The sequence below is a fragment of the Permianibacter fluminis genome (assembly GCF_013179735.1).
Classification (GTDB): domain Bacteria; phylum Pseudomonadota; class Gammaproteobacteria; order Enterobacterales; family Permianibacteraceae; genus Permianibacter; species Permianibacter fluminis.
Window position 1 is genome coordinate 1210649 of the sequence record NZ_JABMEG010000001.1, and the last position, 26744, is coordinate 1237392.

Here is a 26744-nt window from a genome sequence, read left to right on the forward strand (position 1 = left end):
GTTGTTATTTTGCCGTGCTGCCATGGGGAATCAAATTTACCTTATGAGCTAACCGATAGGGAACGCGAGACAATTTTGCCTCGCCTGGAGCATTATCTTAGAACGCTCAAGTGGTTCGGATTTTTTCCAACACGTCGTACTGTTAAGTTCAAGAGGCGAAATGGCTTGTAATTCGCGTTCTTCCTTAAAAGACAATAATTACTTTCCCGCACTATTGCAGGATGTAATTATCGCCACTATTGTCGTCACAACGTCGGCAGTTTGTTCTCGTCGGCGAATTCGAACAGGTAGGTCAGCGCGGCGGCGGTAGCGAAGCTGACGGGTGCCAGCCATACCCATTGGTTCAGATACGGCGTCATCAAGGTGGCGAGTGCGCAACTGGTGCCGACCAAACCGGCGAACAGCAGCCGGAATGTTTTGCGCAAGGTCGACGGCGGTTCGCTGGTTTGCACGGCGGCTTGATAGGCAAGCCGATACACCGCGACCGGCACTTCGACGGCGAGCGCCGCACGCAAGCTGGCGTCGGTTTCTGCGCGCTGCGCCCATTCCTGGCGACAATCGGCACAGCCGGCCAAATGCGCCGCGACATCGGGCGGGGTCGGCAAACCGGGCCGGCCATCGTTGTCGAATTGGCGCAGCAGCGTCAGTTCGCATTCGCTGGGCATTATGGGTGTCGTGGCTTTCATACGGGTTGCCCCTCCAATCGTTGGCGCAGCAATTGCCGGCCGCGGAACAAATGGGTTTTGATGGTGCCTTCCGCCAGTTTCAGATCGCGGGCGATGTCGCTGATGCTGTCATCGGCCAGATAAAACCGCAGCATCACGGTCCGCAGCGGTTCGCCGAGTTCAGCAATCCACTGGGTCATGCGGTCGGCATCTTCGCGCGCCTGATTGTGATCATGGTGGTGGTCATGGTGCCGGCCCTGCTGCTGCATATCCGCACGTGCCTGTTGCACGGGATCGGTCCAGTCGACCGTTTCTTCACGCCGGGCACCGGCCCGAAAATGATCGGCAATGCAGCGCTTGCAGATGGTGTAAATCCAGGTCGACAGCTTGGCGTCACCGCGATACTGCGGCAGCACGCGCAACAGTTTGATCACGCATTCCTGACTCATGTCCTGGGCATCGTGGCGACTCAGACCGCTGCGAATGCAGACGCTGTAAATCAGCGGCAGATAGCGATCGACCAGCACCCGGCGCGCCAGCGTTTCGCCAGCGGCCGCGTGTTGGGCGAGCTCCAGATCACTGCATTCGTGATACTGGTTCAGTGTTTGCCAAACCAAGCCTTCACAACCCATTGCCGGATGTCATCTGAACATTGTCGACGTTCGGTTGCCTTGCCGCCAGCACATGGTGGCGGCAAGGCATCGTCGATCAACCGTTGCGGATCTTGTTGGTCAGTTCGTGCAGATAGGTCAGGTAGGCTTCGCTGACGACCTTGTCCTGTTGCAAATGGTTCTGCCATTCGGCCTTGCCGGCCAGTTGCCAGTACACCAGCTTGGCCGCGCCGGCCAATGCCACGATCAGGCCGAGCGCCCAGTCGTTGTCATGCCAGCCGTCGAACATGTAGACGCCGATGCCGATGCCGACCGCCAGCAGGGTCAGTCCGGTATTGAGTGCCGGACGGTTGCGGTGCGGCCGTGGCGCTTCCAGCAGCGGCACATTGATGCCGCGCTCCATCGCGCCCATGCGCTCCTTGTTCAGCATCTCGCGCTCTTGCAGGCGCAGCCGGGAAAAATGGTTGATGGCGATGTTGGCGACAAATGCCAGGGTGATGAAGACCACCGGCACGATAATGATGGGAATCAGTGCTTCATTCATTGCGAGCTCCAGCCTGTCTTTTCAGTAAATGCCAGTTTCGGGTAACGCCAGCAGTAGTGACTGCCTTGGGCTGCTGGTCTACCGGCCTACCGGTCTGAGGTATCGGGTTACGACTAATGAGTCGGGCCGCCGGGGCAACCGGTTTCAGCTTTTCGGAAAAATTTATCCGGGCTCGCTGTGGCTCGTTATCAGGGACGAGGTGGAGAACGCCATGGTGGCCGCTGGCGGTCCGATGGTGCCAGTTGGGTATACTCGCCGTCTGCAGGGATGAAAGGGATGCCCATGGTCATGTCGGCGCCACCGGCAACGCCAACCAAGGCCGGCTCGGCCGTACCGGAACAGCAGGCCGTGACGACGCTCAGCGGCGTCGGGCCGGCGCTTGCCCAAAAGCTGGAGCGGCTTGGCATCCGGACCCTGGCCGATTTGCTGTTTCATTTGCCGCTGCGTTATGAAGACCGCACGCGGCTGAGCAAAATCGCCGAGCTGAGCCCGCGCGAGCCGGCGCAAATCGAAGGCGAGATCCTCGGCGCCGAAATTGCCTTCGGCCGGCGCCGTTCGCTGGTCGCGCGGCTGCGCGATGACAGCGGCGAAATGGAGCTGCGTTTTTTTCACTTCAACAAGGCCCAGCAGGATCGGCTGCAGTTTGGTGGTCGGGTCCGGGTTTACGGCGAAGCGCGCTACGGTCGCCGCAGCATGGAAATTGTTCATCCGGAACTGCGCTGGCTCAAGGACGATGAAGTTGTCGCGCTGGGCGAGCGACTGACCCCGGTGTATCCGATCACCGAGGGCTTGAGCCAACAAAGCTTGCGCAAGCTGGTGCAGCAGGCACTGCAAAAACTCGCCAATCATGAAATCGTGGATCTGCTGCCGGCCGACTTGCTGCGCGAACAGCGTTTGCCGTCGCTGACGCTGGCACTGCGCACCGTGCATCAACCGCCCGCTGACATCGACACGCTGGCGCTGATCAGCGGCGAGCATCCGGCGATTGTCCGATTGGTGCTGGAAGAGTTGATCGCCAACCAGCTGACCTTTTTGCGGCTGCGGGAAAAAGCCCGAGCGCAGGCCGCGACCGCGCTGCCGGCCGAACAAACGCTGACCCGAAAATTGCTGCAGGCCTTGCCGTTCAGCCTGACCGGCGCACAAACCAAAGTGCTGAAAGAGATCCGTAGCGATCTGCAACAACCCCGACCAATGCTGCGGCTGGTACAAGGCGATGTCGGTTCCGGCAAGACGCTGGTCGCAGCGTTTGCCGCGCTCAATGCGCTCGGCGCCGGCAAACAGGCGGCGGTCATGGCGCCGACCGAGCTACTGGCCGAACAACATCTGCTGAATTTCTCCCGCTGGTTTGAACCGCTCGGCATTCGCTGCGTGTTTCTGGCGGGCCGCATCAAGGGCAAAGCCCGCGACAGCGTTTTGGCCGACATACGCAGCGGTGACGCGGCGTTTGTCGTTGGTACCCATGCGCTGTTTCAGGAAGGCGTGGTGTTCAAGGACCTGGCGCTGGTGGTCATCGACGAGCAGCATCGTTTTGGTGTGCACCAGCGTTTGCAGCTGTGGGAAAAAGGTCGCAGCGACGACAGTCAGGGCCCGCATCGGATGCCGCACCAGCTGGTGATGACGGCAACGCCGATTCCGCGCACGCTGGCGATGACCGCCTATGCCGATCTGGACAACTCGATCATCGATGAACTGCCGCCCGGTCGCACGCCGGTCACCACGGTCGTGATCCCGGATAATCGTCGCGACGAAGTGATTGATCGGGTGCGCGCCGCCAGCGCCGAAGGCCGTCAGGTGTACTGGGTCTGCACGCTGATCGAGGAATCGGAATTGCTGCAGGCGCAGGCCGCCGAAGCCACCTACGATCTGCTGCGCGAACAACTGGCGCCGCTACGCATTGCGCTGGTGCATGGCCGGATGAAGCCAGCGGAAAAACAGGCCGTGATGCAGGCATTCAAGGCGCACGAAACCGATGTGCTGGTCGCGACCACGGTGATTGAAGTCGGCGTCGATGTGCCCAACGCCAGTCTGATGATTATCGAAAACGCTGAGCGGCTGGGGCTGGCGCAATTGCATCAGCTGCGCGGCCGAGTTGGTCGCGGCAGCGCGCAAAGCCATTGCGTGCTGATGTATCACGGCGCGCTGTCGGCCATGGCAAAGGAACGACTTGCAGTCATGCGCGACAGCAACGACGGCTTTGTCATCGCCGAAAAAGACATGGAACTGCGCGGTCCCGGCGAACTGCTCGGCACCCGGCAAACGGGCATCATGGCGTTCAAGATTGCCGACATCGCCCGCGATCAGAAACGGGTGGCGTTGGCGCAGCAACTGGCGCGCGAGTTGCTCGCCCGTCATCCGCAGCAAGTGCCGCCGCTGATCGCGCGCTGGCTCGCAGGTCGGGAAGGTTATGGCCAGGTTTGAGGACGGCAATAGCTGGTGGTTGCTGCCGCTCGGCGATGCCATTCAGGCCAGTCCGGTCCTGCAAACCGTGCAGGAACTGTTTGCCGAACGTTGGCCGCTGGCCGGGCATGACGCCGCGCAATCGCTCTGGTTGCACACCGACAGCGATGGTCTGCACTGTTTGCAAACGCTGTACTTTTCGCCGGGCTGTCGGGCGCTAGCCGAGCAGTTTCACGCCGTTGCTTGTCCACCACCCAATCGCGCGGTGTTGCAGCATCTTGCGGGTGGAATGTGACGGTTCGCAAATAGCCTGTCGCAAATAGTCTTTCGCAAATAACGGCTCGCAAATAGCGTTTCGGAAATAGACTCTCGCAAATCAGGATATCGCCGATATCGGGCCGTTACCCGATCCGAACATTTTCACCCGCTTGCGCGGGTACCACGCTGACCGTGGCTACCGTCATCACCATTACTGGTGACTGGCCTCTATCGCCGCCGCATCAATCTGCTCCAATCCTTGTGCCAAGGCCTTGGCCAGCCGCTCGGCATCGGGGCCGAGGCGAAAACAGACAAACAGCAATTTGTCTTCCAGCAAGCGCGGATTGAACTCCAGCAGTTGCTTGACCGGCGTCAGCGACTGATCGTGGCGAAGCAAATAGCGCATCACGTTGTAGTCAATGACCGCTGCATCAATGCGACCGGCCGCCAACTTCTTCAGATTCTGGGCATCCGAGCCTGCCGGCTGGACCCGCTGCAGTCCGGCGGCAACACTGGCATCGAACTCTTCGGTATTGACGTAACCCTGAACGACGCCAATGGTGAACGGTTGCAGATCCGTGAGTTGTTGCCAGACGAGGGGTTTGACGCGGCGCTGGGCTAGCCCGAGCGGGCCGCTGCCAATCGGCACGGAATAGAGAAAGTGCTCACTGATCTCACTGGAAAAATATTCCGGGAAGTAGCCGGCATAACCGCTGTCGGCCGAGTTTGCCAATGCCAGCGTCCGTTCCCACGGCAGGTAATCGATTTCCAGTTGATAGCCGGCGGCAGCAAATGCGGCCTTGAGGACGGCGCTGGTGCTGCCACCATCCGGCAGCTGCTCACCGGTATAAGGTGGCCACTCCAGCGACGCCAGTCGAATGACTTCCGCCGCACCGAGCGCTGTGCTACGCAACAACAACAGTATCAGCAATACCACCCGTAGGGACATCGGTTACAACTCCTCGGGGCTTGTGACAATCCGGTTCTCAATCCGTCAGTTTGCAAAAGCCAGTCAGTTTACAAAAACAAGTCAGTCTGCCAAGACACGTCAGCGAAAGACATTCTGATTAAATCTTCACGCTGTTATTCCGGCAAAAGCCGGAATCTATTCTTATGGGCGCGCTGCCGCCGGTACGGCGCGTCGCGTGCCGCCGCCTGCGCCGGCGGCGGTCGCGTTTTTCCGCAGTAGCTGACTGCGGTCTGCGCTACTTCAAATGCGCCTTGACGATGGCGGCCACATCAATCTTTTTAAGCCCTTCGGCCAGCGCCTTGGCGTACTCCTCGCCCTGCGGGCCTTTCCGGAAACAGATGTACAACTTCTTGTCTTCCAGCACTTTGCTGTTGAATTCGAGTTTGCCCTTGGCGGCAGCCAGCGAGGCGTCGTTGCCAAGCAGATAGTTCATGACGTTTTGATCAATGATCGCCACCGGAATGCGTTTAGCCGCGACCTTGTTGAGATTTTGCGCATCCGAGGTCACCGCCTCGACTGTCTGCTTCTTGGCCGCGACATTGGCATCGAAGCCTTCGGTGTTGACATAGCCCTGCACCACACCGACTTTCAGCTTGCTGAGATCATCGAGCGTGTTCCAGCTGATCGGCGCTTCCTTGTTTTGCGCTAGACCGAGTGGACCATTGCCCACCGGTTCTGAGAACAGAAAGTCCTTGGCGATGTCGGCCGAGTAGTACTCGGGAAAATAGCCGGCATAGCCGCTGCTGGCGTCACTGGCCATCGCCACCGCGCGCTCCCACGGAAAGAAATCAATTTGCACGCTGTAACCGGCCGCTTCAAATGCGGCTTTGACCACCGCAGCCGTGGCGCCTTTGTCGGCCAGCGCGGGCCCGGTATACGGTGGCCAATCCAGTGAAGACAGCTTGATTTGCTTGCCGGCAAACGCGCACGGGCTGAGCAACAACATGGCAAGCAAAAGGTGGCGCCAACGCAGCATGATCGGTCTCCCAACCGGCGGATGTTGTCGCAAGTATGGTCGATTCTGGCATCGACGCCAGTGCGCCCGGCATTTGGCCATCTACGCCGGGCGGTGGCCTGATCACCGACTACACTTGCCCTGAAAGGACGGAGCAATTCTTCAATGCAGGAGCGGGCCGATGCGGCAATTGCAGGGACGGGTGTTCGGCAAAGCCAGCTGGTCAGCGGCGTTTTTACTGATTGCGCTGATGCTGACAAAGACGGTGCAGGCCGCTGAACCGGCGCCGGTGGTCGTCTATGCCTACCATCTGAAGCCGCCGTTCATTGTCGACGTTCAGCACGAGCAGGGCCTGTATTACGATTTCTCCGCATACGTCAATCGCAAGCTTGGCAAAGCGCTGCTGCGCACCGAATACATGCCGCGCAAACGGTTGGACCAGTTGGCGCAAAGCAGCGACTTTGATGGCGTCATCATCGGTGTCAATCCGCTCTGGTTTCACGATATCGAAGAGCAGCGTTATCTCTGGACTTCAACGCTGATGAAAGACCGCGACGAGCTGGTGTCACCGGCTGACCGGCCCGTGAATTACAACGGCCCGGAAAGCCTGAGCGGCAAAACCATTGGTCTGGTCAACGGTCTTTACTACTACGGCATCGACGAAGCCGCTGCCGCCGGCCAACTGACCCGCGAAGACACCAACAGCGAATTGCAAAACCTGACCAAACTGCGCGTGCACCGGATCGATGCCACCGTGATCAGCCGCAGCACTTTCGATTACCTAGTCAAGCATTTCGGCGGTCGTGAGCTGTATTACCTGTCCGAGCGCCCGCACGATGTTTTCGCCCGCCGGATTCTGGTGCCATTCAAGCGTCGCGATGTCTATGACTGGCTGGAACCCATCATGCAAAAGCTGGCCACGGATCCGGAATGGCGAACCATCGTCAAGTCGTATCAGTAAGACTGTGGTGCGTATCTGCGCGCCGAGTCGACAGCGCCAGAGGCGTGCGAATTGATGCACACGCTGCGACGGTCCCTGCCATCACCTCACCCGGTATTTACTGACGATCAGCGCTAGCTGCGTTCTCGCTCACCGCATCAATGTTTGCTTGCGCGCGTTCATGCTCAATGCTGTCGAGCAGCAGGTTGATGGCATCAATCACCGCCGCCGGGTTGCTCTCCTGAATGCGGTGCGGCGTTTGCAAAACGCGCACGCTGGCCTGGGGATATAGCTCATTCATGCGCGCTTCGGCGACATCGGGGTCCAGCGCCCAGACACCAAAATCCTCGGCGTAAAGCGCGCCCTTCAGCAAATCCTTGATCAACCCTTCGGGCTTGTGCGCTACCGGATCGGTAGCGGCCACCAGCCGGACCATCGGTTTCTGGAATGGGTCCGTGTTCGCCAGCAAGGCCTCACCCATCGGTGCGATATGGCTGATTTCGCGCTGCGCAGATTCCGGCGCAAACAACCACAGCCCGAAACGGGTATACCAAGGAAACTCGGCCACCGGTTTGACGGTGCCGACCGGTAGTGCATCAACCAGCACGATGCCGCTGACAAGTTCCGGGTATTGCCGCGCAAACAGCTGCACATACTGGCCGCCGAGCGAGTGCCCGACCAACACCGTCGGAACGGATGGGCGGTCCGGCATCAGTTGTTGCAACAGCCGCTGCAATTGCTGCGCGGTGTGCTCGGGCGCTTGAGCTTCTTCCGGCACGCTGCTTCGACCGACCCCGGCGCGGTTGTACACCAGCACATTGCAGCGCTCGGTAAACGCCGAAGCCACCGTTTGCCAGGTCGTCAATGGCAGCATCAGGCCATTCTCAAATACCAGCGTCGCCCGCGCCTGCGGCGCGCGACTCAGCCAATACTCCAGCTGCTCGCCGTCAACCTCCGCGAGCTCGCTTCGCCAGCTCGGCGGGGTCGCCGCATCGAGTGGTGTGTTGGGTTTGGACGGAACAGCGGGTGATGCACAGGCCGTCAGCACGATAGTGGCAAGACAGAACAGCAGCGAACGCAACATTGAATATGACATGAAAGGAACAGGGCTTTGGTTGGTGGGCAGGCTTGAATCGGCGTTGCCATCGCGAAGACAGCGTTGGCCGACAAGCAGGAAGTGCCTCAGACCAAAAAAAAGAAAAGAGTTGCGTCGAGTTCAAAAAAAACGAGGTGGATTGGGCTGATGGAAGTTGGTAAGTGAGAATCCGCTGAGCGGCTTCGCACGAATGGAGCTTGCATGCGTCCGAAATGCCGCGTGGTTCGGACCTGGGTGAATTAACGTTGGCGGTAAAGGGCTGCGGCGCGAGAGCGATTGGCCGGAGAAACCACGTCGGTTCCGCAGTCCCGCTTGACCGAAGGGTTAGGTGACATTTTTTTAGCCGACACTTTTAACGCCGCCTTTCCTCGCAGAGGGGTGCAAACCCATAACCCCGCAGTCACAGGCTTCACAAATAAGGCCGAGTTCTGAGCCATCGTGAGTGCCCTTGTGTTCGTGCCTCTTGACACAGCTGGCGAGAGACAGTGACTCCATTAGGCTGTTTGGATGCAAGTAACAGTCAAAGTAAACCCACACACCCTTGACGTTGCTCCACGGTCTTCCTCTGAAGATTTCAGCAACACCCTCAGACTTAATCCTCTCTTCAACCGGATTTAAATGCGCGCAAATCATCTGGCACCTAACTATTATTGGACACCAAGGATGGTGTATAAAATTCCTCGGTTGGTGTATAAAAACCGAGCCCTGAGCAGGGTGCTCTTGTAATTCAATGACTTGTCGCAAGGATGCCGGCATTATGGAAAAACAATTACCCCATCAGAATACACCCCCCTGTTCGGCTATTGGATCAGGTCCGGGACCGGCTCCGTGTCAAGCACTACGCGATCAGGACGGAGACCAGTTACGTCGAGTGGATTCGCCGGTTCATTCTATTCCATAACAAACGCCACCCGAAGGATATGGCCGCCGCAGAGGTGGAGCAATACCTTACGCATCTCGCGGTCGCTCGCCGGGTTTCGGCATCGACACAGAATCAGGCTCTGGCGGCATTGTAGTTCCTCTACAAAGAGGTTCTTCAGATCGAGTTACCGTGGCTGGACGGGGTAACGCGGGCCAAGCCTTCGCAGCACCTGCCAGTCGTTTTGTCCCGGGATGAGGTTCAGCGCTTGCTGTTACATGTCTCCGGCGTTGAGGCGCTGGTGCTTCAGTTGCTGTACGGGACCGGCATGCGGCTGATGGAGGCGATGCGCCTGCGCATCAAGGATGTGGATTTCGAACGTAGTGAGATACTGATTCGGGATGGCAAGGGCAGCAAGGATCGGGTAACGGTGCTGCCACAGAAGCTAATCGTTTCATTGCGGGCACAAAAGCAGGTGGCACTGTCCCTTGCACAAGCAGACGGAGCGGCGAATGTGCCCGGTGTGTATCTGCCGTTTGCCTTGGCGCGCAAGTACCCGGGAGCCGACAGGGAGCCGGGCTGGCAGTATTTTTTCCCGGCTGACTCGCTTTCGGTTGATCCGCGAACGGGCCTGAGGCGTCGGCATCATCTGGATGAGAAACGAATTCAGCGGGCCATGAAATCGGCTGTGCGGTCCGCTGGGCTGGATAAACCAGCGACCCCGCACACCTTGCGACATTCCTTCGCCACCCATCTACTTGAGCGCGGCTACGACATTCGTACCGTCCAGGAGTTGCTGGGGCATAAGGATGTCAAAACCACCCAGATCTATACCCACGTGCTGAATCGTGGCGGTTTGGCGGTGGTCAGTCCGCTGGATTGAGCGGACAAACAGAAAACGGCGGGGAGTTCCCGCCGTTTTTGTCTGCTGTTGACGCTCAAGCTGTTTCGCGTAGCGCCTGCGCCAAAATCGCCAGACCTTCAGCAAAGATCTTGTCTTCGGCGGTGATGGGGACCAGCACGCGGATGGTGTTGTAGTAGACGCCGCAGCTCAGCAGGATGAGGCCGAGTTCGGCGGCGCGGGCGGTGAGTTTTTTGGTGCGGTCGGCGTCCGGTTCATGGCTGCCGGGTTTGACAAGTTCAAACGCGACCATGCCGCCAAGACCACGGATTTCGCCAATGCCGAGGGCCTTGTCGGCGGCCAGTTCAGTCATGAATTGTTTGAACTTGTCGCCGAGCGCCTGTGAGCGCGCCAGCACGTTTTCTTCGTTGATTACATCAATGACGGCGCAAGCGGCGGCGCACGCCACCGGATTGCCGGCGTAGGTGCCACCGAGGCCGCCGGGTGCCGGTGCGTCCATCACGTCGGCGCGGCCGACGACGCCGGAAATCGGCAGGCCGCCGCCAATCGATTTGGCGGTGGTGATGAGATCGGCGTGGACGTCGTAATGTTGCATGGCGAAGTATTTGCCGGTGCGGGCGAAGCCGGATTGCACTTCATCGGCGATGAGCAAAATGCCGTGCTCGTCGCAGAGCGCACGCAGCGCTCGCATCAGTTCCGGCGGCGTGACGGTGAAGCCGCCTTCGCCTTGTACCGGTTCAATGATGATGGCAGCGACGCGGCTCGGTTCGATATCGCTTTTGAAAATGTTTTGCAGATCAGCCAGCGTGTCGGCGACGGTGACGCCGTGGTAGGCGTGCGGGAAGCGGGCGTGATAAATCTCGGCCGGAAACGGCCCGAAGCCGATTTTATACGGCGCCACTTTGCCGGTCAGCGCCATGCCCATCATGGTGCGGCCGTGAAAGCCGCCGCTGAAGGCGATGATGCCGGTGCGCTTGGTGTAGGCGCGGGCGATCTTGACGGAGTTTTCCACTGCCTCGGCGCCGGTGGAAAGAAACAGCGATTTGGCCGGGCCCTTGATGGGCGCGATCGCATTCAGTTTTTCCGCCAGCTCCACATAAGGCTCATAGGGCATCACCTGAAAACAGGTGTGCAGAAAACGGCCGAGTTGTTTTTCGATGGCGGCCATGACTTTCGGATGTCGGTGGCCGGTGTTGAGCACGCCGATGCCGCCAGCGAAATCAATGTAGCGCTTGCCTTCAACGTCCCAGACTTCGGCGTTCAGCGCTTTGTCGGCGTAGCGCTGGGTGGCCTGGCCAACGCCGCGGGCGATGGCGGCTTCACGGCGTTTTTGCAGGTCGGCATTGCGGGGGGCGGCATTAGAAGACATGGCGAGACCTATCAGGCAGGCCGGCGCGGGGGCCGGTGGTTCGGGGTGTGTTTAATAAGTTAAACACAGTGTCGCGGCCAGCAGCAAGGGCCGGCCAGCTTGCTTGGACGTTTGTACTGCGAATGGGCGGCACGGAATCCTGTCCCGCCCGACCAACCGAGCGGCAACGGCCGGCTCAGACCTTGTCGGCCGCTGCGCAAATCCGGTTGCGGCCTTGATGCTTGGCGTCGTACAGCGCGCGGTCGGCGGCATCGATCAAGGCCGCTGCGGTGCGGCCGTGACCGGGGTAGCTGGCGACGCCGGCAGAAAGCGTGGCCCGCAGGCTGAGGGTGCCGAAGGGCACGGCCAGTTGCTCGAAGGCGCGTCGCCATTGTTCGGCGCGTTCAACGGCCGTTGCGGTGTTGGCGTGCGGCAGCACAAACAGAAATTCTTCGCCACCGTAGCGGCAGGGAATGTCGCTGGCGCGGGCCTGCTCTTTCAGCAGTTGCGCCAGTTGCCGCAGCACTTCGTCGCCGGCGGGGTGACCGTAGGTGTCGTTGAGTTTCTTGAAGTGATCGATGTCGGCCAGCACCACGCTGACCGGGTAGCCTTCGCGCAGCGCCCGCGACAATTCCCGATCCAGTGATTCTTCCATGTAGCGCCGGTTGAACAGACCGGTGAGCGGATCGCGAATCGCCTGCTCGCGCAGCAAACCGTGCAGTTCTTCGATTTTGCTCAGCTGTTGCTGCAGATGTTCGTTGGTGACCCGCAGCGCGGTTTCCATGTGTTTGCGTTCGCTGATTTTGCGGGAAATGCCGCAGATGTAGCGGCAGCGGCCGCGCTCATCGAGCAGCGGCGACAGCACGGTATCAAAGTCCTGGCGGACAGTGTCGCGATCCGGCGCCGACTCTTCGTAGTGAGCCACTTGCCGGGTGTCCACCACGTGCTGGTAGCGGGCGCTGACACTGGCCAGCAAAGTGGGGTCGGTCAGCAATTCCGACAGTGTGCGGTCCAGCATCTGATCCTTGCTGGCGCCGAAGAAACTGGCCATCGCGTTGTTGGTGGCAATCAGGCGGAATTGCTGATCGGCATCGACCCGGATCAGGAACACGTGATCGGTCATGGCATCGTAAAACTGCTGCAGCACCCGGCGCTGTTCGCGCAGTTCCATTTCGACCTGTTTGCGACCGCTGACATTGACGGCGGCGACAAAGATGGCGGCTTGCTGTTCAAAGTCGGTGACGCGCGCTGACACCGACATCCAGACCGGATCGCCGCCCGGGGTCTGCAGCGCAAGCTCCATGTCATCGAGCTTGCCGTCGCGCTTCAGGGTGGCAACAAACAGTTCGCGATCGGCAGGGTTTTGGTAATACATCGGCGCCGGCGTGCCGACCACTTCGTCGGCATGGGGCACATCAAATTCGGCCACGGCGCGCCGGTTCAGGTACAGCACGGTGTTGTCGCGCAGCGAGGTGATGACGATGGCGCACGGCGCCGAGTCGAGCAGCAGGCGGTACTTGGCCTCGCTGCTGCGTAGCGCGGCCTCGCTCTGCAAGCGGTTTTGGTGCAGGCGCCAAAGCCAGTAGCCGAGGCCGGCAAGACTTAGCGCTGCCAACAGGTAACCCAACACGTCCGTGTCTACTCCCGGGATCGCGACCAGCAAGGGGCCATAGGGGCAGTAGCCCCTAGTCTGGCAGCCGGGCCGGCAATTGTCAGCGACAGGCAGGAAACAGGGCGGCGGTGGAGTGGCGGGTCGGGCAGGGCAGTGCAGGGCAGGTAGCGAGGGCGGTGCCCGGCGATGTCGCGATGAGTATTTGAAAGACCTGCCGGATTCCACTGCGTTGCATCCGGGCTACGGGAGATGGAGCGGTTTGGTAGCCCGGATGCAGCGAAGCGGAATCCGGGGTCAAGCGCTCGTGACCAAGAGCGTTTGTGAGGGTGATCTGTGGCCGCTGCATGGCGGATTTCGACGCCGACAGTGGCGGGGCTCGTATGCTACTCTTTGCGCCCTCAATTCCAGTCATCCCGGCCCGGTCAGGGCCGGCCCCCGTGTCGAGGACCCACCCCATGAAAGCTCCTGTTCGCGTTGCTGTTACCGGTGCCGCCGGTCAAATCTGTTATTCGCTGCTGTTCCGGGTCGCCAATGGCGAAATGTTCGGCAAAGATCAGCCGGTCATTCTGCAATTGCTGGAAATCACCCCGGCGCTGAAAGTGTTGGAAGCGGTGGCGATGGAATTGAATGACTGCGCATTCCCGCTGCTGCATGGCATCGTCCCGACCGACAGCCCGGAAGTCGCGTTCAAGGACGCCGATTACGCCCTGCTGGTCGGCGCCAAGCCGCGCGGCCCGGGCATGGAGCGCAGCGATCTGCTGAAAGACAACGGCAAGATTTTCAGCGCGCTCGGCAAGATCGTCGACAAGGTCGCCAGCAAGAACATCAAGATCGTTGTGGTCGGCAACCCGGCTAACACCAACGCCTACATCCTCAGCAAGAATGCGCCGAGCATCAACCCGCGCAACATCACCGCGCTGACCCGTCTGGATCACAACCGTGGTCTGCACCAGCTGGCGGCGAAAGTCGGCGGCAAGGTCAGCGACATCAAGAAGATGTTGATCTGGGGCAATCACTCGACCACCCAGGTGCCGGACATCACTTACGCCACCATCAATGGCAAGGCGGCACCGACCGTGGTCAATGACGACGCCTGGACTCGCGATGCCTTCATCCCGACCGTGGCCAAACGCGGCGCCGCCGTGATCGCTGCGCGCGGTGCGTCGTCGGCAGCCTCGGCCGCCAATGCCGTGGTCGATCACATGCGTGATTGGGTGCTCGGTACGGCCGAAGGTGACTGGACCTCGATGGCGGTATCGTCGGATGGCAGCTATGGCATCGAGAAGGGTCTGGTCTACTCCTACCCGGTGATCTGCAAGAACGGCGACTGGACCATCATCCCGAACCTGCCGGTCAATGACTTCATCAAGGCCAAGATGAAAGAGTCCGAGAAGGAACTGCAGGAAGAGCGCGATACCTGCAAAGACTTGCTGTAATTCGCGATTGCCAGTGGTTGAACAAAAACGGGGCCTTTGGCCCCGTTTTTGTTTTGCGATTGGCGGCGCAACGTGTGCTGCCAATTGAAACCTTGCGACCGCGTTGTCAGTGCCGATGACCGGATAAATATGCAAGTGCATTCGACACCTAGGTCATGTTGGTGCAAAAAAATGCATGCCACTGATCTCGCGTGTTTTTCGGAACCATCGTCCTCAATCAGCTGAATTCTCTAGTACGTATGTCATTTTTTTTGCGGTTTTGGCGCTACATTTCGATACATGGCGTAAAGGCCACTTTACACCCCGCCAAGATTGGCCAAGTTCTGCTTGACGCCCCTTACCTCAGCTCCTAGATTGCGCGCCCTTGTCTGGTTTTTGACCGGACCTTCACCGTTTTATGCGGTGTTTCTTCCGCCGTTCCAGTCGCAGGAGTCGTTATGCAGTTCTCGTTGTTGCGCCGCCATCCGGTTGCGCATGCTGTTGTCGCGTTGCTCTCCACTCAAGCCATCGTTGCCGTTGCCGCCGAAAATCAGGAAGAGCGGATTGTTGTTACCGGCACTCACATCAAACGCATTGATCAGGAAACCGCCTCGCCTGTAGTCGTCATCGATCGCACTGCAATTGAAGGTTCCGGCGCCAGTTCGATCAGTGAGTTGCTGCAAATGTCGGCGTTCAATGGCGCCGGCACGTTCAACGAAGCGTTCACCAGTGGTTTTACCCCGGGTGCCGCGGCGTTTGATCTGCGTGGCTTTGGTCCGGAACGCACGCTGGTTCTGGTCAATGGCAAACGGCAGCCGATTTATCCGTTTGGTGCCGGCGGCAGCAAAGCCTTTGTCGACTTGAACAGCATTCCGCTGGCGACCGTCAAGCGGGTGGAAATTCTGAAAGACGGCGCATCGGCCCTGTACGGTTCGGATGCCGTGGCTGGCGTCATCAACATCATTACCTATGAGCGTTTTGACGGCACGGAAGTCAATCTGCGCGGCAAAGCGCCAGTAGACGGCGGCGCCGAAACCGGTTCGCTGTCGGTGCTGACCGGCGGTGAATCCGGCAAGTGGATCTGGTTGGTCGGCGCAGAAGCTTCTCAGCGCGAAGAACTGTTGGGCGCTGATCGCGACTACGCACGTTCGCTGCGCTTTGATTTTGGCGATTTGGGCGTTGTCGACGGTCGCAGCACGGTGGGCGGGACCGCATGGCAACGCAACCTGGCAACGAATGAAGTTTCAGTACTCGGTAATTGCGCGGCTGCCGACACCTTGGCGGCGAGCCTGCTGAATCCGGCGTTTACCGGCAATTTCTGTGCGTATGATTTTGCTGGCCAGTCGCAGCTTTTGCCGGAATCGGATCGATTCAGTTTTGATAGCCACGTCAAATACGATTTTGGCTGGGCCAACGTAAGCTTCAGCTACGGACTGGTGGGCGTTGACACACGGTCCACCGGCTTTTTTACCTCGACGCCGGCATTTGCCCAAAATGACACGGTAGATGGTGTCAATTATCGCGTGGTGCGTCGCCTGACCGAACTTGGCACACCGACCATTGAAACGGATTCGGCGACCCAACATCTGGCGATGGACTGGAACTGGCAACTCGGCGAATTTGAGTTCACGTTCTCGGCTTATCAAAGCAAAAACGAAATTGACGAAGAGCTGAGTGAAGGCTGGTTGCATATCGATGATTACAGCCGGCTGGCGGCGGATGTCGCCAATGGCACGGTCTCGCTGCGCAATCGCTTGACTGCCGCTCAGGTGGCCGACTACACCGACAGCTTCTGGCACAGCGGCGAATCCAGCGTCGCGGTGCAGGAAATGCGGGTTTCCGGCCCCTTGATTGACACCACGCTCGGTCCGATTTGGCTCGCCGCCGGTGCGGAACACCGTAAAGAAGATTTCTTCGATCGTTCCGAACAAGCCATTCTGGACGGCAATGTGGTCGGCTATGGCACCTCGGGTGCAGAAGGCGATCGCCAGCTCAATGCCGCCTATGTCGAAACGGCGATTCCGTTGTCGGAGCGGGCTGAGTTGTCGCTGTCGGTGCGTCAGGATGATTACAATGATTTTGGCAGCAGCACCAATCCGAAAATCGGCTTCCGGTTGAACCCGGCAGAAAACTGGTTGTTCCGCGCCTCGTGGGGCACCGGCTTCCGGGCACCGGGTTTGCACCAGCTGTATACCAATCTGAATATCGGTAGCGCCGGCGCGCGGCCGTTTGTTCAATCCGGTAATCCGGATTTGCAACCGGAAGAGTCCGAGTCGCTGGTATTGGGCGTGTTGGTGGAACCGGCCAGTGGCAGTGAAGTGTCGCTGGACATCTGGTCAATTGATGTCGACAACATCGTTTCCAATCTCGGCGCCGCCACGATTGAACGGCTGTGCGTGAGCAATCCAACACCGCCGGCATTCTGTGCTGGTCGGGTGCTGGCCGCTGGTGAAGTATTCACGGCCTGGAATGGCGCGACTTACACCGCTACCGATGTCACTTACAACGACTCCTTCCTGAACCTTGCCGGCCGCAAGGCGTTTGGTGTCGATTTGGGACTCGGTTTTCGCTACAACAAAGTTCTGGGCGGTGTGCTCAAGTGGAACGCCGAAATTACCCGTCTGATCAATATCGAAGAAGAGCCCTATCCGGATGGTGGCATTCAGGAATTGGAAGGCACTTCGGGTAATCCGTTGTGGCGGGCCAAGCTGATGTTGCATTGGCAAGGTGATGCGATGACCCACTATGCGGCTGTTCAGTATGTTGGCCGTTGGGATATCGTTGACGGCAATGGCGAGGCGTTTTACTCCGTCGATCCGTATGCCCAACTGGATTATCAGGCGGGCTATGCGTTCAACGCCGGCCATCGCGTGGTGTTGGGCGTGCAGAACGTTACCGACGAAGCGCCGCCGACCTCGGCGTTTTCCTGGCCATTCTTCAATCGCTCGCTGTACTCGGCACTGGGTCGTACCGTGTCGCTGGAATGGCAAGGCCGGTTTTGATCAGGAAGTAAGGACAAGGCCCGCGCTGTGCGGGCCTTTTCATGGCGATGCAACAATGATGGCGTCAGGCAGATGAACAAACGGTTGAAACGTTGTTGCCGTTGGCCGGCAGTGCTGCGCCCACGGTTGTGGTTTCGGTGCTGGTTGATGGCGCTGGCGCTGGTCAGCTATGGTCCGGCGCTGTCAGCGCAAAATCAGTCAGCAGCCGACGATCTGACGGTGGTCACGCTGGCGCCGAATGTCAGCCTGCAACTGCATGGCATTGCCGTCGCCCAGCATCTGCGCAATGACTATTATATCGGCGCCTTGTATCTGCCGGACTGGAGTCCGGATCCCGGTCAGGCCGCCAACGAAACAGTGCCCAAGCGGCTCAGCATGAAAGTGCTGGCGGATCGGCTGTCAGCGCGCGAATTTCAGCGGCACTGGAAAGAGCTGATCGCGCTCAACAACCCGCGCAGTACCTGGCAACCCCAAGGCGAGCGGATCTTGAAATTCGCCGAGGCGTTTCAGGACGGTTTGCAGCGCGGCGATCAGATCGATTTTGATTTTCTGCCCGGGCAGGGCACTCGCGTTCGATTGAACAACGAGCTGTTGGTGAGCATCAACGGCGATGGTTTTTATCCGCTGCTGTTGTCGGCTTGGCTGGGCGATATTCCGCCGTCGAAAGCGTTTCAATCGGCCTTGCTCGGCAGCCAGGACGCGGAAGCTCGCGCCCGTCTGATCCTGTCGTTTACCGCAATCCCGGCCGTGTCGCGGCCGCTGACCAGCAGCGCCGCGATCGCCGCTGCGGGCAACCCGGCGCCGGTTTCAACGGCGACGCTGGCATCGAGCGCGACAGCGCTGGACAAAGCCGCGTCCGCGCCGGCAGCGAAACCGGCGGCCAAGAAGCCAGTACCGACCGCGACCAGCAAAGCCGTGCCGCCGCAGCCTGCGGTAACCGCCGTCGCGGCGGCAGGTTCCGCACCGCAGCCGGCGACAACACCTGCCCATGCGAGGGAGTCAGCGGCAGTCAGCATGGTAGCCACGGCCCAGCCGGTTGCGACACCAAGCGAGCAGGTTGATGTGATTCCGGGCTCCGTGCAGACCGAGGCGCCGACCAAAGCGCCAATCGCCAGCGTGGCGACCGCACTGGTCGACGAAGATTTGCTGTTGGGTGAATACAAGCGAAGCGCGTTGCAGAAGATTCGCAAGCAACTGGAATACCCGCCGCGTGCTTGGCGGCTCGGTCTGACCGGTTCGGGCGTGATACGGGTGCAGATTGATCGGGCTGGCAGCGTGTTGGCCAGCACGGTCGTGGTATCGACCGGGCAAATGATTCTGGATCAGGCCATGGTGAGCATGGTCGAGCGCAGCGTGCCGCTTGCAGCGCTGCCGGCTGAGGTCAGCGTCAATGAGTTGAGCCTGGAAATCCCGGTCGACTTTGTCCGCTGAACCGGCGTCCACCGCGTTATGGCTGACTCTGACCTGCAGCGATTCGGTCGGGTCGGTTGACCACTGCGCAGCAAAGCCAATGAAAAGGGACCGCAACGGTCCCTTTTTTTCGCCCCGGTTTTTGCCGCCTGTCTTTCGCAGCACCTGTCGCGCACCCAGCCAAATACGGCCTTGCTGGCCGGACCAGACAGAAAAAAGCCCGCCACGACGTCTTTTTGTCGGTTTCAAACGGCAGCACAGCCGTCCGAGCTGGACGAGAGGCAGGTAATTTCGTTAACTTCCTCACAGTTGTGCACGGTTTCACCAGGTACGCCAAAGATGAAAATAATTAAGCAAATACTGATGTTCTGCGGGCTGACGCTCGCGATTGGGGTGGGGACTGGCGGTTTGGCAACGTCGGTGCAGGCAGCAGACGCGCGGGTCGCCAATACCGATCTGCAGGTGCTCGGCATTGGCATGGCGCAGGAGCTGCGCACCGATATCTATCTCGGTGCGATTTTCGCTCCGGCCGACGTCAAGACACTGGACGCCGCGCTGGCCGATAACGTGCCGAAGCGGATGAGCATCAAGATCGTCGCGGAAAAATGGTCGGCACGTGAGCTCGGCCGTACGTTCAAAGAGCGCATCGCCTTGAACAACCCGCGGCCGGTCTGGCAAGGCCAAGGTCAGTACATCATTGCCTTCGCCAATACCTTCAAAGACAACCTGCAGCGTGGTGACACGGTGACCTTTGATCACGTGCCGGGTGTTGGCACCGAAATCGCCATCAACGGTGGCAAGGTCAACACCATCCGCTCCACCAGTTTCTTCAACTTGCTGCTCAATGCCTGGGTTGGCGATCTGCCGCCGAGTCAGGCCTTCAAGGCTGCGGTAACTGGCAAAGGCGATCCGAAACAGCGGACGACGTACATTGCCCAGTACGACACCTTGCTGCCTGTTGCCGGCCGCACGTTCGCGGCGGTTGCCGACGAGGTGAAAAAACCGGCTGACGTGAAACCGGCTGAAACCAAACCCGTTGAAACCAAGCCTGTGGAAACCAAACCGGTAGCGCCGACCAAGCCGGTCGAGACGAAACCGCTGGTTGCTGAAACCAAGCCGGTCGAAACCAAACCGGTCGAGATCGCCAAACCGGTTGAGAGCAAACCGGTGGAAACCAAACCGGTCGTGGCGGAGAGCAAGCCGGCCAAAGCCGAACCAAAAGTGGAACCGGTGGCAGCCATCCCAATGCTGGATATTCCGGCGGTCGAGGCGGTTATCGATCCGGACTTGCTGTTCGGTGATTACAAGCGCGAAGCGATGAAACTGTTCCGCAAGAACCAGTTCTATCCGCCGAAGGCGTTCAAGGACAAGCTGACCGGTGAAGGCGTGGTGCGCGCCACGGTCGACAAGAGCGGCAACATGCTGGCGGTGGAAGTGGTTGAGTCGACCGGTGAGCGTTTGCTGGATCGCGCGATGGTCGACATGGTCACCAAGTCGATGCCGCTGCCGGCGTTGCCACCGGAATTGCCGGAAGACAGTTACAATATCGATATCCCGGTGCGCTTTACGCTGTAAGTGCAAACGGTGTGAATCGATGACGGGGGCTTCGGCCCCCGTTTGTTTATGCCTGCCGTTGCAACCGGAGTGCGCGATGAGCCAGATCGAAACTGTCGTAGTGCTGGGTGCCAGCAACAAACCGGATCGTTACGCCAACAAGGCGCAAAAATTGTTGCGTGCACACGGCCACACCGTGCTGCCCGTGCATCCCTTGCTGAGCGAAATCGAAGGCCTGCCGGTGCTGCCGTCGCTGGCCGCCATCCAGCAACCGGTAGATACCGTCACGATGTATATCGGCCCGGAGCGCAGTGCCGCGCTCGCCGATGAACTCGTTGCGCTGAAACCGAAACGGGTCATCTTCAATCCGGGTTCGGAGTCAGAGCTGCTGGAGCAACGGTTGCGCGCCGCCGGCATTCCATTCGAAGAAGCCTGCACCTTGGTGTTGCTCAATACCGGGCAATTCTGACCGTGTCACTGTGGGTGATTCTGGCGGCCGTCTGCGCGGTACTCGCCACGTTGGCCGGGCAGTCTGGCCAGCGCGTGGCTTACGTTGTCAGCAAACCGTTGCCGCTGTTGCTGCTGATCGTGGCGGTCGCGACGACGCCCGCGTTTCCGGGGCGGGAATGGTTGCTGCTGGCGCTTGCTCTGGCGTGGCTCGGTGATGTCGCGCTGTTACTGCCGGCGCGATTTTTTCTGCTGGGGCTGTTGGCGTTTTTGCTGGCGCATCTGGCGATGATGCAAGCGCTGCTGAGCGCAGGCGCAACGCTGACCGTCCTTGCCGCCGTGCTGGCGCTTGCTGTGGCCGCACTGATGAGCCGCGTGCTCTGGCCGCGCCAGCGCCTGCTGCGGGTTGCAGTTACCGGATACTGCCTGGTGCTGGCGCTGATGGTGGCACTGGCGGCGGGTCTTGCGCTCAGCTCAATGAGCTGGCTCGGATTGCTGCCGGCAGCGCTATTGTTTGCGCTCAGTGACGGTTTGCTCGGCTGGAACAAATTCCGGCAACCGCTGCGCTATGCCCAGCTGCTGGTGCTGAGCAGCTATTTTCTGGCGCAGATCCTGTTCGTCTGCAACTTTCTTCAGAATCGTTAACGGGCTGGTCAAATTCACCACTCGCCGGCGACCTGCGCCACTCTTGCTCGGGTTTCGTCGTGGCCAGGGCCCGCGAGGACCGATAACGCGGCGCATCAGCGGTTGGCCCCGCGCTTGCATTAACCAGTACAAGATCAATAAGACAGGAGGTACTCATCATGAGTCTGATCTTGAATTTGTTGTGGCTGCTGTTCGGTGGCTGGCTGGTGTTCTTGTTTTATCTCACCGGCGGCCTGGCCATGTGTCTGACCATTGTCGGTCTGCCCTGGGGCTTCCAGAACCTGAAGCTGGCGTTGTTCGCGCTGTTCCCGTTCGGTACGACTTCGGTCAGCCGTGACACTTCGACGCCAAGCGGCATCCTGTATGTGTTCCTGAACATCATCTGGCTGCTGTTCGGTGGCCTGTGGGCGGTGCTGTTTCACGCCGTGCTGGGTTTCATTCTGTGCCTGACCATCATCGGCATTCCGTTTGGTCTGCAGCACCTGAAATTGATGCGGCTGGCAGTGACGCCGTTTGGTCGCAACCTGGCGGATATTCGCTAACGTCGAGCCATTAGCTGGGAAAAACAAAACGGGGCGCAATGCGCCCCGTTTTGTTTGCTGCAGGTTTTGCTGTGAAATGTTGCTTAGAACGTCACTTCGCCGCGCAGATAGTACTGACGGCCGGCCAGGCTGAACGGAATGGTGTTCCAGCCGTAGGTGAAGCCGAGGTAATCGCTGAACGGTGAACCGTCAGAGCCCCACTTGTCCGGGTATTCGTCGGTCAAGTTCAGGATGCCAGCGGACAGCCGAACCGAATCGTTCAGGTCGTAGAACCCGGTCAAATCGAACAAGGTCTTGGCGCCAAAGGTGTGCTTTGGCAAGCCATAAGCTGCGGCGTGATCCGAGTAAGAACCGTAGTAGCTGGCGCGGAAGGTCGTTGAGAAGGGACCGGTCATCCAGTTAGCCGACAGCGTTGCCCGTTTGCCCGGTTGCGCATCTTCGATCAGGTTCTCAATACCCGGATCAACAATGTTGCTGTTCGGAACGATGCTGGACGAAGTATTGACGTCGGTGATGTCGGTGTCATTCATGTGCACCGAAGCTTCAAACAGCCAACGGGAGTCCGCGCCGCCTTCGAAGCGCCATTGGTTGACCCAGTCCAGTCCTTTGGTCTCGGTATTTGCGGCGTTGGTGAAAATTTCCACTTTGGAGACGCCATCAAGCTGGCCATCACCGCCATCTAGTACTGCACCGTGGGCATCAAAGAACGCACTGACTTCCGCATTTAACCCATCAGAAATAGCCTGCGAATAGACGATTCGATCGTCGATATTGATTTGATAGATATCGACCGTGGTGGTCCAGATGTCACCGCTATACACAAAGCCAAAGCTGAAGCTTTCCGAGGTTTCCTCTTTAAGATCTTCAAAACCCAGTTCGCTGGCGAGTTCGGAACCCGGGCGTAGTGTCACCAAGTCTTCCAGCACACCACTGGAGCCAAGCGAAATCGAGCGTTGAGTGAAGAACTGCTGTTGCATACCTGGCGCACGGAAGCCGGTAGAGTAAGTGCCGCGCAAAGCAAATTCAGGCGTTAACTGGAAACGGCCGGACAGCTTGCCAGTCGTGGTATTGCCAAAATCGGAATAGTCTTCGAAGCGCAAGGCAGCTCCGATTGAGAAGGAGTCAGTCAGGAAAGCTTCGGTATCGAGGTAAACCGACGTGCTATCACGGCTATTCTCGCCCTCAAACTCCGGTCGATAACCCTGGAAGCCCTGCATACCGGGGGTGGTAAAGAAACCCGGGGCACAAACAGCGTCTGGATCACCGGTCGGGTTGGCAATCTGGTTACACTCGGTATCGCCGCGTGAATAGGAAACAAGATCTCCGGCTTCGATTTCGTAAGTGTCTTCACGACGTTCGACACCGAAAGCAACTGACAAGTCGTCTTTACCTACTCCCCATGCGACAGTGCCACTGAAGTCTACATTGATGACCGACATGCCGTTGATCAGTGCACCATCATAAGCGGTGGTCGGGCTGTCGGGACCATAGGACGCGTTCAGCGATTCGAGATTGCGGAATTCCATCCGGTTTTCGCCGTTACCGTAGCTGACATCCATATCCCAGCCGTCAGCAATATCGGTGCGATAACCCAAGGTCCAAGCAGTGTCTTCAGATTGTGTTCCCAATTTCGGAGTAACCCCGATCGGGTATATCTGATCCCAGACTCGCGCCGAGCCCGGCGCACGGAAAAAGCCTAGCGATTCGGCTTCACGTTTTCCGACACCGCCAAACGCATAGAATTGGCCGTCTCCGACCGGTAGCTCACTATTGAACCAGAATTGCTTAGCTTCGACGGGGGCTTCACCCACCAGCAGCAATTGCTTGGTAACCGGGCTATCACCGCCCCAGTTCGACAAACCTGCGCGGTTGATTTCGTCTTTATCCTGCCATTCCAAGCTGACGTTGATGACACCTTCACCCGCCGCAAAACCGGTGTTGATGCCCGCTTGTTTATTGTTTTCACCTTCTTTGGTCCGGCCCAGTTGCGCCCAGGCGCGGGTGCCGGTGTCGTCTTTCAGAATGATGTTGATGACGCCGGCGATGGCATCGGAACCGTATTGCGCAGCAGCGCCATCGCGCAACACTTCAACGCGATCGATGGCGGTGACCGGAATGGCATTCATGTCGGTGCCGGCATTGCCGCGCCCCACGTTTTGTTGCACAGCGACGACCGCCTGTTGATGGCGGCGCTTGCCGTTGACCAGCACCAGCACCTGATCCGGGCCCATGCTGCGCAAGCTGGCCGGACGCATCAGATCCTGACCATCAGAGGTTGAGGTGTTGTTCATGTTGAATGACGGCGCCAGCGCGCGCAGCAATTCACCGGTGTCGGTGATGCCGGCATTGCGAATGGATTCGCTGGAAATAATATCGACTGGTGCGGCGGTTTCGGTGGTGGTGCGGCCGCTTAGGCGAGTACCGATAGTGACAACGCGTTCTTCCGAATCGTCACTGGTGGTTTCAGCCGCGACGGCACTGAGGCTCAAGGCACTCAGCACCGCTGCGGTCAGCAGGGTATTGCGGTGATGAAAAGCAGGGCGTTTCATGGCGGGGCTCCTTGTAATGGTTATACGCAGAGCCCACAAGAAAAACGTGCAGCTCTGCTGCACCGGCAGATCAGACAGCGTTACACGTCCGCGAGTGACCGGCCGACTATATCACTGCGCAACAACAGTGCAAGATAGTTTGCTGGCTCTGTGAGACAGTCGAAATAAACGACCGGTCACCTGCACGGTTCGACGTTCGGCTGTGTACAAATCTGCACAATTTTTTTTGCTTCAGTAGCCGGCCGCCTGACCGTCCTTGCGGCCTTCGGATGCGCCGACATAGGTCGCATTTTGTGCGTCGCGCAAAATCGCCTGATAGCCGCCGTAACCGCCGTTGTTGAATTGCACTTGATGGCGTTTGCGCATCAGCTCGCGGATGGTTTCGTAAGGGAAGCCGGTTTCCAGATAGGTGATGCCACCATCATGCATCGGCTCGCCGTTGGGTTCGTCGACCGAGGCTTCGTGGTAGATCCGTGGCGCGTCACCGGCTTCCTGCAGATTCATGCCGAAATCGATCAGGTTCATGACGATCTGGACATGACCTTGCGGTTGCATCGCGCCGCCCATGACGCCGAAACTCACCCAAGGTTTGCCGTCCTTGCTGATGAACGCGGGAATGATGGTCTGGAAGGGCCGCTTGCCCGGCGCAAAGCTGTTGGCGTGTCCTTCCTGCAAGACAAACATTTCGCCGCGATCCTGCAGGACAAAACCGAGCCCGTCCGGTGTCATCCCGGAACCCATGCCGCGATAATTGCTCTGGATCAGGCTGACCATGTTGCCGTCTTTGTCGGCTGTGGTCAGGTAAATGGTGTCGCCGTCATTGAGTGGCGCGTGACCGGCATCGACGGCCTGCATTGCGCTGTCCGGCTGGATTGCAGTGCGGCGGGTGGCGGCGTACTCCTCGCTCAGCAAATACTTGACCGGCGTTTTGACAAAGTCCGGGTCGGCGTAATATTTCGCCCGATCGGCAAAGGCCAGCTTCTTGGCCTCGACAAACAAATGCACGTGTTCAGCCGAGCCGAAAGCAATCTTGCTGAAGTCATAAGCTTTCAGAATCTGCAGCATTTGCAGGGCGGCGATGCCCTGACTGTTGGGTGGCAGTTCCCAGATGTCGTAACCGCGATAATTGATCGAAACCGGTTCGACCCATTCGCTGTGGTGGCTGGCCAGATCGTCGTAGGACAGAAAGCCGCCGTGTTTTTTCATGTAGGCGTCGATGCTGCGGGCGATCTCGCCTTTGTAGAACGCATCGCGACCGCCTTTGGCGATCTTCTCCAGCGTGTTGGCGAGGTTCGGGTTCTTCCAGATTTCGCCTTTGTTCGGGCCGCGGCCGTTGATCGTCATCTGTTCCTTGAAGCCCGGCCACTTCGACAACACCGGCGCGCTGCGCTGCCAGTACCAGGCAATCAGTTCACTGACCGGAAAGCCGTCACGGGCATAGTGGATAGCCGGTGCCAGCAGCGTTTTCATCGGCAGCTTGCCGAATTTTTTGTGTAGCTCGAACCAGCCGTCAACGGCGCCGGGCACCGACACCGGCAGCGGGCCCTGCGGCGGAATCGCTTTCAAGCCGAGCTGCTGAAAATGGGCCAGGCTCAGGCTCTTCGGGCTGCGGCCCGAACCATTCAGGCCATACAGTTTTTTGCTTTTGGCATCCCAGACCATGGCGAACAAATCGCCACCCATGCCGTTGCCGGTCGGCTCCATCAGGCCAAGCGCGGCATTGGCGGCAATGGCCGCATCGGCGGCGCTACCGCCCTGCTTCAGGACATCCAGCGCAATCTGGGTCGCCAGTGGCTGGCTGGTCGCCACCATGCCGTGCTGGGCGATGACTTCGGAACGGGTGGCAAAGGCGGCCCCGGTAACGCGGTCGGCGGCGTGGCCGGTGGTCGACAGCAGGCCGGCGAGGGCGAGCAGACGGAGAGCTTTCATGGCAGCAGGCACGAAAAGGGTGGGAGCAGCGACCTTAACCCCGGCTGGTCCGGTCGGCAAGACAGGTCCAAACGGCTACAATACGCCCATCCGAAATGGCCCTGCTTTGCACGGGCCATTGGCTTTTCCGGGTC

At 59.2% G+C, this 26744-nt stretch carries 20 protein-coding genes and 1 pseudogene; 11 read left to right on the forward strand and 10 right to left on the reverse strand.

Annotation, left to right across the window (positions count from 1 at the left end; translation table 11 throughout):
• Positions 1 to 245: 245 nt before the first annotated feature.
• The 3 genes from HPT27_RS05325 to HPT27_RS05335 form a co-directional block, all read right to left on the reverse strand.
• Positions 246 to 665: an anti-sigma factor gene (locus tag HPT27_RS05325; RefSeq protein ID WP_172239980.1), complete on the reverse strand. Its 420-nt coding sequence runs from the start codon at positions 663 to 665 to the stop codon at positions 246 to 248.
• Between the two features lie 17 nt (positions 666 to 682).
• Positions 683 to 1297: an RNA polymerase sigma factor gene (locus HPT27_RS05330; protein WP_172239983.1), complete on the reverse strand. Its 615-nt coding sequence runs from the start codon at positions 1295 to 1297 to the stop codon at positions 683 to 685.
• 76 nt (positions 1298 to 1373) lie between these two features.
• Positions 1374 to 1820 carry a DUF6249 domain-containing protein gene (locus HPT27_RS05335; protein ID WP_172239986.1) on the reverse strand — a complete coding sequence of 149 codons (447 nt, stop codon included), beginning with the start codon at positions 1818 to 1820 and terminating at the stop codon, positions 1374 to 1376.
• A gap of 288 nt (positions 1821 to 2108) precedes the next feature.
• Between HPT27_RS05335 and recG the strand changes: the two genes are divergently transcribed.
• Positions 2109 to 4238 carry an ATP-dependent DNA helicase RecG gene (gene recG, locus HPT27_RS05340; protein ID WP_172245108.1) on the forward strand — a complete coding sequence of 710 codons (2130 nt, stop codon included), beginning with the start codon at positions 2109 to 2111 and terminating at the stop codon, positions 4236 to 4238.
• Positions 4225 to 4512 carry a hypothetical protein gene (locus HPT27_RS05345; protein ID WP_172239989.1) on the forward strand — a complete coding sequence of 96 codons (288 nt, stop codon included), beginning with the start codon at positions 4225 to 4227 and terminating at the stop codon, positions 4510 to 4512. The genes recG and HPT27_RS05345 overlap by 14 nt, the downstream gene beginning before the upstream one ends.
• A gap of 174 nt (positions 4513 to 4686) precedes the next feature.
• On the opposite strand, the gene HPT27_RS05350 is transcribed toward HPT27_RS05345, so the two are convergent.
• Together HPT27_RS05350 and HPT27_RS05355 are read right to left on the reverse strand one after the other, a co-directional pair.
• Complete coding sequence (locus tag HPT27_RS05350; RefSeq protein WP_172239992.1) at positions 4687 to 5424, reverse strand: substrate-binding periplasmic protein; 738 nt, start codon at positions 5422 to 5424, stop codon at positions 4687 to 4689.
• Positions 5425 to 5680: 256 nt separating this feature from the next.
• Positions 5681 to 6421, reverse strand: coding sequence for a substrate-binding periplasmic protein (locus HPT27_RS05355; protein ID WP_172239996.1), 741 nt, complete (start codon positions 6419 to 6421; stop codon positions 5681 to 5683).
• A gap of 160 nt (positions 6422 to 6581) precedes the next feature.
• On the opposite strand from HPT27_RS05355, the gene HPT27_RS05360 reads away from it, so the two are divergent.
• Positions 6582 to 7361 carry a substrate-binding periplasmic protein gene (locus tag HPT27_RS05360; RefSeq protein ID WP_172239999.1) on the forward strand — a complete coding sequence of 260 codons (780 nt, stop codon included), beginning with the start codon at positions 6582 to 6584 and terminating at the stop codon, positions 7359 to 7361.
• 97 nt (positions 7362 to 7458) lie between these two features.
• Here the strand turns inward: HPT27_RS05360 and HPT27_RS05365 are convergent, their stop codons facing one another.
• Positions 7459 to 8436 carry an alpha/beta fold hydrolase gene (locus HPT27_RS05365; protein ID WP_172240002.1) on the reverse strand — a complete coding sequence of 326 codons (978 nt, stop codon included), beginning with the start codon at positions 8434 to 8436 and terminating at the stop codon, positions 7459 to 7461.
• A gap of 746 nt (positions 8437 to 9182) precedes the next feature.
• Between HPT27_RS05365 and HPT27_RS05375 the strand changes: the two are divergent.
• Positions 9183 to 10178 (forward strand): annotated as a pseudogene (locus HPT27_RS05375) (integron integrase).
• A gap of 55 nt (positions 10179 to 10233) precedes the next feature.
• Here the strand turns inward: HPT27_RS05375 and gabT are convergent.
• Together gabT and HPT27_RS05385 are read right to left on the reverse strand one after the other, a co-directional pair.
• A complete protein-coding gene (gabT, locus tag HPT27_RS05380; RefSeq protein ID WP_172240009.1) occupies positions 10234 to 11526 on the reverse strand; it encodes a 4-aminobutyrate--2-oxoglutarate transaminase in 1293 nt (430 codons plus the stop codon).
• 175 nt (positions 11527 to 11701) lie between these two features.
• Positions 11702 to 13135, reverse strand: coding sequence for a sensor domain-containing diguanylate cyclase (locus tag HPT27_RS05385; protein ID WP_172240012.1), 1434 nt, complete (start codon positions 13133 to 13135; stop codon positions 11702 to 11704).
• 437 nt (positions 13136 to 13572) lie between these two features.
• On the opposite strand from HPT27_RS05385, the gene HPT27_RS05390 reads away from it, so the two are divergent.
• The 7 genes from HPT27_RS05390 (at position 13573) to HPT27_RS05420 (ending at position 22132) form a co-directional block, all read left to right on the forward strand.
• On the forward strand, positions 13573 to 14553 hold the full coding sequence (locus tag HPT27_RS05390) for a malate dehydrogenase (RefSeq protein ID WP_172240015.1): 981 nt from the start codon (positions 13573 to 13575) through the stop codon (positions 14551 to 14553).
• A 437-nt stretch (positions 14554 to 14990) separates the two neighbouring features.
• A complete protein-coding gene (locus HPT27_RS05395; RefSeq protein ID WP_172240019.1) occupies positions 14991 to 17534 on the forward strand; it encodes a TonB-dependent receptor plug domain-containing protein in 2544 nt (847 codons plus the stop codon).
• 147 nt (positions 17535 to 17681) lie between these two features.
• Complete coding sequence (locus tag HPT27_RS05400) at positions 17682 to 18965, forward strand: TonB family protein (RefSeq protein WP_172240022.1); 1284 nt, start codon at positions 17682 to 17684, stop codon at positions 18963 to 18965.
• A gap of 318 nt (positions 18966 to 19283) precedes the next feature.
• Positions 19284 to 20519, forward strand: a complete 1236-nt coding sequence (locus HPT27_RS05405; RefSeq protein WP_172240025.1) for a TonB family protein — start codon at positions 19284 to 19286, stop codon at positions 20517 to 20519.
• Between the two features lie 76 nt (positions 20520 to 20595).
• Positions 20596 to 20967 (forward strand): CoA-binding protein, encoded by a 372-nt coding sequence (locus tag HPT27_RS05410; protein WP_172240028.1) that lies wholly within the window; start codon positions 20596 to 20598, stop codon positions 20965 to 20967.
• 2 nt (positions 20968 to 20969) lie between these two features.
• Positions 20970 to 21590: a lysoplasmalogenase family protein gene (locus HPT27_RS05415; RefSeq protein WP_172240031.1), complete on the forward strand. Its 621-nt coding sequence runs from the start codon at positions 20970 to 20972 to the stop codon at positions 21588 to 21590.
• Between the two features lie 158 nt (positions 21591 to 21748).
• Positions 21749 to 22132, forward strand: coding sequence for a YccF domain-containing protein (locus tag HPT27_RS05420; protein ID WP_172240034.1), 384 nt, complete (start codon positions 21749 to 21751; stop codon positions 22130 to 22132).
• Between the two features lie 83 nt (positions 22133 to 22215).
• On the opposite strand, the gene HPT27_RS05425 is transcribed toward HPT27_RS05420, so the two are convergent.
• The gene (locus HPT27_RS05425; protein WP_172240037.1) at positions 22216 to 24681 is read right to left on the reverse strand and encodes a TonB-dependent receptor plug domain-containing protein; all 2466 of its coding nucleotides are present in this window, start codon (positions 24679 to 24681) and stop codon (positions 22216 to 22218) included.
• Positions 24682 to 24912: 231 nt separating this feature from the next.
• Entirely contained in the window at positions 24913 to 26610 is a 1698-nt protein-coding gene (ggt, locus tag HPT27_RS05430) for a gamma-glutamyltransferase (RefSeq protein WP_172240040.1), read from the reverse strand.
• Between the last annotated feature and the right edge of the window lie 134 nt (positions 26611 to 26744).

Coding starts and splice junctions, on each gene's coding strand:
- HPT27_RS05425 (WP_172240037.1), bottom strand. CDS start 24,681: ATGAAACGCCCTGCTTTTCATCACCGCAATACCCTGCTGACCGCAGCG.
- HPT27_RS05355 (WP_172239996.1), bottom strand. CDS start 6,421: ATGCTGCGTTGGCGCCACCTTTTGCTTGCCATGTTGTTGCTCAGCCCG.
- HPT27_RS05410 (WP_172240028.1), top strand. CDS start 20,596: ATGAGCCAGATCGAAACTGTCGTAGTGCTGGGTGCCAGCAACAAACCG.
- HPT27_RS05345 (WP_172239989.1), top strand. CDS start 4,225: ATGGCCAGGTTTGAGGACGGCAATAGCTGGTGGTTGCTGCCGCTCGGC.
- HPT27_RS05405 (WP_172240025.1), top strand. CDS start 19,284: ATGAAAATAATTAAGCAAATACTGATGTTCTGCGGGCTGACGCTCGCG.
- recG (WP_172245108.1), top strand. CDS start 2,109: ATGTCGGCGCCACCGGCAACGCCAACCAAGGCCGGCTCGGCCGTACCG.
- ggt (WP_172240040.1), bottom strand. CDS start 26,610: ATGAAAGCTCTCCGTCTGCTCGCCCTCGCCGGCCTGCTGTCGACCACC.
- HPT27_RS05420 (WP_172240034.1), top strand. CDS start 21,749: ATGAGTCTGATCTTGAATTTGTTGTGGCTGCTGTTCGGTGGCTGGCTG.
- HPT27_RS05335 (WP_172239986.1), bottom strand. CDS start 1,820: ATGAATGAAGCACTGATTCCCATCATTATCGTGCCGGTGGTCTTCATC.
- HPT27_RS05325 (WP_172239980.1), bottom strand. CDS start 665: ATGCCCAGCGAATGCGAACTGACGCTGCTGCGCCAATTCGACAACGAT.
- HPT27_RS05365 (WP_172240002.1), bottom strand. CDS start 8,436: ATGTCATATTCAATGTTGCGTTCGCTGCTGTTCTGTCTTGCCACTATC.
- HPT27_RS05350 (WP_172239992.1), bottom strand. CDS start 5,424: ATGTCCCTACGGGTGGTATTGCTGATACTGTTGTTGTTGCGTAGCACA.
- HPT27_RS05400 (WP_172240022.1), top strand. CDS start 17,682: ATGGCGCTGGCGCTGGTCAGCTATGGTCCGGCGCTGTCAGCGCAAAAT.
- HPT27_RS05330 (WP_172239983.1), bottom strand. CDS start 1,297: ATGGGTTGTGAAGGCTTGGTTTGGCAAACACTGAACCAGTATCACGAA.
- HPT27_RS05360 (WP_172239999.1), top strand. CDS start 6,582: ATGCGGCAATTGCAGGGACGGGTGTTCGGCAAAGCCAGCTGGTCAGCG.
- HPT27_RS05390 (WP_172240015.1), top strand. CDS start 13,573: ATGAAAGCTCCTGTTCGCGTTGCTGTTACCGGTGCCGCCGGTCAAATC.
- HPT27_RS05395 (WP_172240019.1), top strand. CDS start 14,991: ATGCAGTTCTCGTTGTTGCGCCGCCATCCGGTTGCGCATGCTGTTGTC.
- gabT (WP_172240009.1), bottom strand. CDS start 11,526: ATGTCTTCTAATGCCGCCCCCCGCAATGCCGACCTGCAAAAACGCCGT.